General features: G+C 43.8%; 5 protein-coding genes. 4 read left to right on the top strand and 1 reads right to left on the bottom strand.

Annotated elements, in window-relative coordinates; genetic code table 11:
• Window positions 1-460 (top strand): MFS transporter (locus tag C1I60_RS24830; protein ID WP_491844691.1); only part of this gene is annotated, 460 nt, incomplete at its 5' end.
• On the opposite strand, the gene C1I60_RS10010 is transcribed toward C1I60_RS24830, so the two are convergent.
• Window positions 461-1,117 carry a DedA family protein gene (locus tag C1I60_RS10010; RefSeq protein ID WP_137061573.1) on the bottom strand — a complete coding sequence of 219 codons (657 nt, stop codon included), beginning with the start codon at window positions 1,115-1,117 and terminating at the stop codon, window positions 461-463. It lies immediately after the preceding gene.
• Between the two features lie 144 nt (window positions 1,118-1,261).
• Here C1I60_RS10010 and guaA point away from each other — a divergent pair, with 144 nt between their 5' ends.
• The 3 genes from guaA (at window position 1,262) to C1I60_RS24835 (ending at window position 4,654) form a co-directional block, all read left to right on the top strand.
• Entirely contained in the window at window positions 1,262-2,800 is a 1,539-nt protein-coding gene (gene guaA, locus C1I60_RS10015; protein WP_137061574.1) for a glutamine-hydrolyzing GMP synthase, read from the top strand.
• Window positions 2,801-3,036: 236 nt separating this feature from the next.
• Window positions 3,037-4,008 (top strand): helix-turn-helix transcriptional regulator, encoded by a 972-nt coding sequence (locus C1I60_RS10020; RefSeq protein ID WP_137061575.1) that lies wholly within the window; start codon window positions 3,037-3,039, stop codon window positions 4,006-4,008.
• Window positions 4,009-4,450: 442 nt separating this feature from the next.
• Window positions 4,451-4,654, top strand: coding sequence for a hypothetical protein (locus C1I60_RS24835; RefSeq protein ID WP_212734459.1), 204 nt, complete (start codon window positions 4,451-4,453; stop codon window positions 4,652-4,654).
• Window positions 4,655-4,680: the final 26 nt, after the last annotated feature.

Raw genomic sequence — 4,680 nt, forward strand, 5'->3', positions numbered from 1 at the left:
GGGGGATGCCGGGATTGGATTGTTTTACGCCGCTTTGGGTGCGGGTCTGGTTGCCAGCTATGCACTGGGGCGTCTATTCAGCCGTTCTTTATTGAGCGGAGGAATGGTATGTCTGCTATTGGAGGGAATTTTGCTCATGGGGTTAAGTGGAATTGAACATGCATGGGCGGCGGTCACCATTTACTTTTTCATTTCGTTGGCGGGCGGGGTGGGAGCAATCTGTTTGGATACACTATTAATGCGGGAGACCCCGCTGCATTTACAGGGGCCATTGCTGGGCATGCTGACAGCGTGGAGTCAAGGGATTATAGGCTTATCCATGTTTGGAGCCGGAGTGGCTGTGGAAATCATGGAGCCGCGTATGTTAGGTTTGATTGGCGGAGCGGGATTTGTCATGATATCTATCGTGATATCGATTTACTATACAAGGGCTCGCAGCCGTAAGGCGGCGAGTGTCTAATTATTCTGGATCGTTTTTGCTACTGGTTTTTACTGATTTGTCGGACTTGCGGAAAGAACTAAACAGGAAGGATCTCCAGCGATAAACGATATATAGCAGAAGGATAATGCCGATAATGGCGACGATTCGCAGCGCATACAGCTCTACCAAATGGAACATGGCATCCCATTGCGGACCGAACACCTTACCGATGCCAAGAAACAGGATGACCCAGAACAGAGCGCCGCTGTACGCATACAAGGCAAATTTCCGCAGGGGAAGGGCGATAATTCCCGAAAAATAACCTGTAAAATGCCGGACACCAGGAATAAAATATCCGAGAAAAATAAGCCAGTACCCGTAACGTTGAAACCATTTTTGCGTTTTTTGAAGCTTGTCCGGCGATAACAAAACCCATTTACCGTATTTCTGGATAAAGGGGAGTCCGGCCCATTTTCCAATAAAGTAGGTAATGGTCATTCCGATGGTTGTGCCTAAAAAGGCCAGCAGCACCAACTTTCCAAAATCCAGCGTACCCGAATAGGAGAGATATCCCGCATAAGCCATCGTGGTTTCCCCGGGAAAAGGTAAAGCAATAAATTCCAGCAGCAAGCCGAAAAAAAGGACGCTGTATCCGTATTCTTCGAACAATTGCGCGATCCATTTCAGCACATCCATCGTTTACACTCCTACGAACAGATTCATAATTTAGAATTAATTCATTTTAACAATCTTTTCATGTCCGCTCAACTCCGGTTGATTTCTTGACGTCTTGTTTTATCGTTGCGTATAATGAAACGAACAATTGAGGGAGGCACGGTAATGAATAAGCCTAATGAAATCGTTGTAGTTCTCGACTTTGGAGGACAATACAACCAGTTAATCGCAAGAAGAATACGGGACCTCGGCGTGTACAGCGAGCTCCTTCCATACAATACGCCTGCGGAGAAGCTGAGAGAACTGGCACCGAAAGGGATTGTTTTCTCAGGTGGACCTTCCAGCGTATATGCAGAGAATGCCCCTCAAGTGGACCGGGCAATCTACGATCTGGGAATTCCTATTTTCGGTATTTGCTATGGTATGCAGTTGATGGCTCACCAACTGGACGGTAAGGTAGAACGTGCAGGCAAGCGTGAGTACGGCAAAGCAGACGTGCAATTCAATGAGGATACGAGATTGGCCAAAGGGCTGGAATCTCGTCAGACCGTATGGATGAGCCACGGAGACCATGTCACGGATCTGCCATCCGGCTTTAAACTGGATGCAGGAACGGAAAGCGCGCCGATTGCAGCAATGAGTCATCCGGAGCGGAATCTGTACGCTGTACAATTCCATCCAGAGGTGCGGCATTCCATTCATGGTAATGAGATGATTAGCAACTTCCTGTATGAAGTATGCGGTTGTGAAGGCAAATGGACGATGGAGTCGTTCATCGAGGACCAGATCCGTGAAATCCGCCAGCAGGTAGGCGACAAAAAAGTATTGTGCGCTTTAAGTGGCGGTGTAGATTCTTCCGTTGTAGCGATGCTCATTCATAAAGCGATCGGCGATCAACTGACATGTATGTTCATCGACCATGGACTGCTGCGCAAGGGCGAAGCTGAAAGTGTAATGGAGACGTTCGTTGGTAAATTTGATATGAAGGTTGTCAAAATTGACGCACGTGAGCGCTTCTTGTCCAAGCTGGCAGGAGTCGATGATCCGGAACAAAAACGTAAAATCATCGGTAACGAGTTCATCTACGTTTTTGAGGAAGAATCCAAGCAATTCGACGATTTTACATTCCTGGCACAAGGAACACTGTATACGGATATTGTAGAGAGTGGAACAGCCACGGCACAGACGATCAAATCGCACCATAACGTAGGTGGTTTGCCGGAAGACATGAAGTTCAAGTTGATCGAGCCGCTGAATGCACTGTTCAAAGATGAAGTACGTAAAGTCGGCGAAGAATGCGGACTGCCACCTGAGATTGTATGGCGTCAGCCATTCCCGGGTCCGGGTCTTGCCATTCGCGTGCTGGGTGAAGTCACAGAGGACAAGCTTACGATTGTTCGTGAATCAGATTACATTTTGCGCGAGGAGATTGCCAAAGCCGGTCTGGACCGGGAAATCTGGCAATACTTCACCGCTCTGCCGAATATGAAGAGTGTTGGTGTTATGGGCGATGCCCGTACGTATTCTTACACTGTGGGTATTCGCGCGGTAACCTCCATCGACGGCATGACCGCCGACTGGGCACGTATCCCTTGGGACGTCCTGGAGAAAATTTCAGTACGTATCGTAAACGAAGTGGATAACGTGAATCGCATCGTGTACGATATCACCTCCAAACCACCAGCTACCATTGAGTGGGAATAGTTGCTATTGAGTTAGAAAGCCTTTATTAAAGGCGTTTCTAGCTCTTTTTTATTGCATTATCATTGTGTTTTTTCAAATCTACTTTGGCTTTCACCTTCTTCATGTTCCCAGTTATTCTTGATGTGAGTAAATTAAACTTACAAGAAAAAATGAAATAACAGCAAGTAAAATCAAATAGTAATCTCTCCATATCTCTATACTAAATGTAGAGCGGTTGAAAAGAGGTGAACAGAAGAATGTACGAGTGGCAGAAGCAAATTCAAATCATCGTTGATGAAATTGATGAATGTATTAAAAATTATAGTGATGAAGCTTTGACACTACGCTTTCTTTCTCGCAGGTTGGGTTATTCCGAGTTTTATACAACGAGAAAATTCAAAGAAATAGCGGGTATGCAATTTAGGGATTATCTACGGCGTAGAAAATTAGCGTTTGCACTAAAAGAGGTTCGAGATAGTGAAAGAAGCATTTTGGATATTGCTTTTAATTATGGTTTTTCATCACATGAAGCTTTTACCAGAGCTTTCAAAGGAACATATGGTGTAGCGCCAAGTGAATACCGAAAAGCGCCTAAGCCTGTCGTTCTTCGAACAAAAATAAACTCTTTTGACCGCTACTTTTTAGGATTGGGAGAGATTGGTATGATGAAATCTACCGATGATGTTAAAATATATTTTGTAACTATTCCCGCACACAAATTTTTGCACATTAAAAACTATGAGAGTAATGGGTATTGGGATTTTTGGCAAAAACAAAGTCTTATTCCGGGACAGGACTGCGAAACAATTTGCGGATTACTTGATAGTATTAAGGGCAAATTGGATGACGATGGTGGGAGCGAAGTTAACAGCGGCGGTGGTCAGATTATGGCATATATTAATGACCCTGACGGTAGATTATGCGATTGGGGTATTCCACGGACAGAGTGTTATGGGATACGTCTTCCTTTGGATTATAAAGGTGAAGTACCACCACAAATGCTTATGATTGATGTTCCCGAAGCCGAATATATTGTTTTCGAACATGGGCCATTTGATTATGAGCAGGAAAATCGTAGTGTAGAGGAAAAGGTTGAGAAGGCAATGGCAACTTTTGATTTTGCAAATACCAGTTACTGCTTTGATACTTCCCCTGGTAGAATCATTTATTGTTATCATGATCCGGAGCGGTTTTTAAAGTATATCAGACCAGTAAAAACGAATGGTTGAGTTCGTCGAAAACAATAAACTAGCTGATGTATAAGTAATTGTAGTGTCACTGGTTATGGAGTTTCCAATTTACCTGCAACTATTGAATGTTCAAAAATACTCTCTTTTCTTTGCGCTTTCAGCAAATGGAAGGGAGTATTTTTTGTGACTAAACTCAAGGAATTGATTCAGGGTTTCAAGCTAAATCAAGAAGTTTTAGGTCGGGTAAAACGGTACATTGATGTAAGCATGTTCCGTTTATACTGTTGGGAAGGGTTTATGGGGAAGAACTAGGAATTGTTGAAGTGGAGGATGTAAGTCAGCTTCACAATAGAAAGTACATTCAGGAGCGGCAACGTATAGGGCGTGAAATCAACCGGACAATAAATAACAACCTTGCTACTCTGAAAGTTTTTTTCAATTCTTAGTAGATGAGGATTTTATTGATGAACAGAACAATCCGATGCGGCGGATTAAAAATCTCAAGGAAGCAAAAACCGTAATCGTCACGTTTAATGATGATGAGTACATGAGAAAGTATGAGGAACTAAAGCAGGAGCGTTTCAGGAAAAAAGAACAGGATGAAGTTGAGGATTACTACTTCCTAGATCAGTCGGCAGTTAAGCTTTCCCGCTCCCGCATAAACAAAATTCAATGGGTGAGTTGAAATGAGTAGAATTCATAACGTTGAAC

Origin of the sequence: Paenibacillus terrae, assembly GCF_005217525.1 — a bacterium.
Taxonomy (GTDB): Bacteria; Bacillota; Bacilli; order Paenibacillales; family Paenibacillaceae; genus Paenibacillus; species Paenibacillus terrae_C.

What these genes read in the sequence shown, in the direction of transcription:
- C1I60_RS10010 (WP_137061573.1), bottom strand. Translation starts at nt 1,117, where the DNA reads ATGGATGTGCTGAAATGGATCGCGCAATTGTTCGAAGAATACGGATAC.
- guaA (WP_137061574.1), top strand. Translation starts at nt 1,262, where the DNA reads ATGAATAAGCCTAATGAAATCGTTGTAGTTCTCGACTTTGGAGGACAA.
- C1I60_RS10020 (WP_137061575.1), top strand. Translation starts at nt 3,037, where the DNA reads ATGTACGAGTGGCAGAAGCAAATTCAAATCATCGTTGATGAAATTGAT.
- C1I60_RS24835 (WP_212734459.1), top strand. Translation starts at nt 4,451, where the DNA reads ATGCGGCGGATTAAAAATCTCAAGGAAGCAAAAACCGTAATCGTCACG.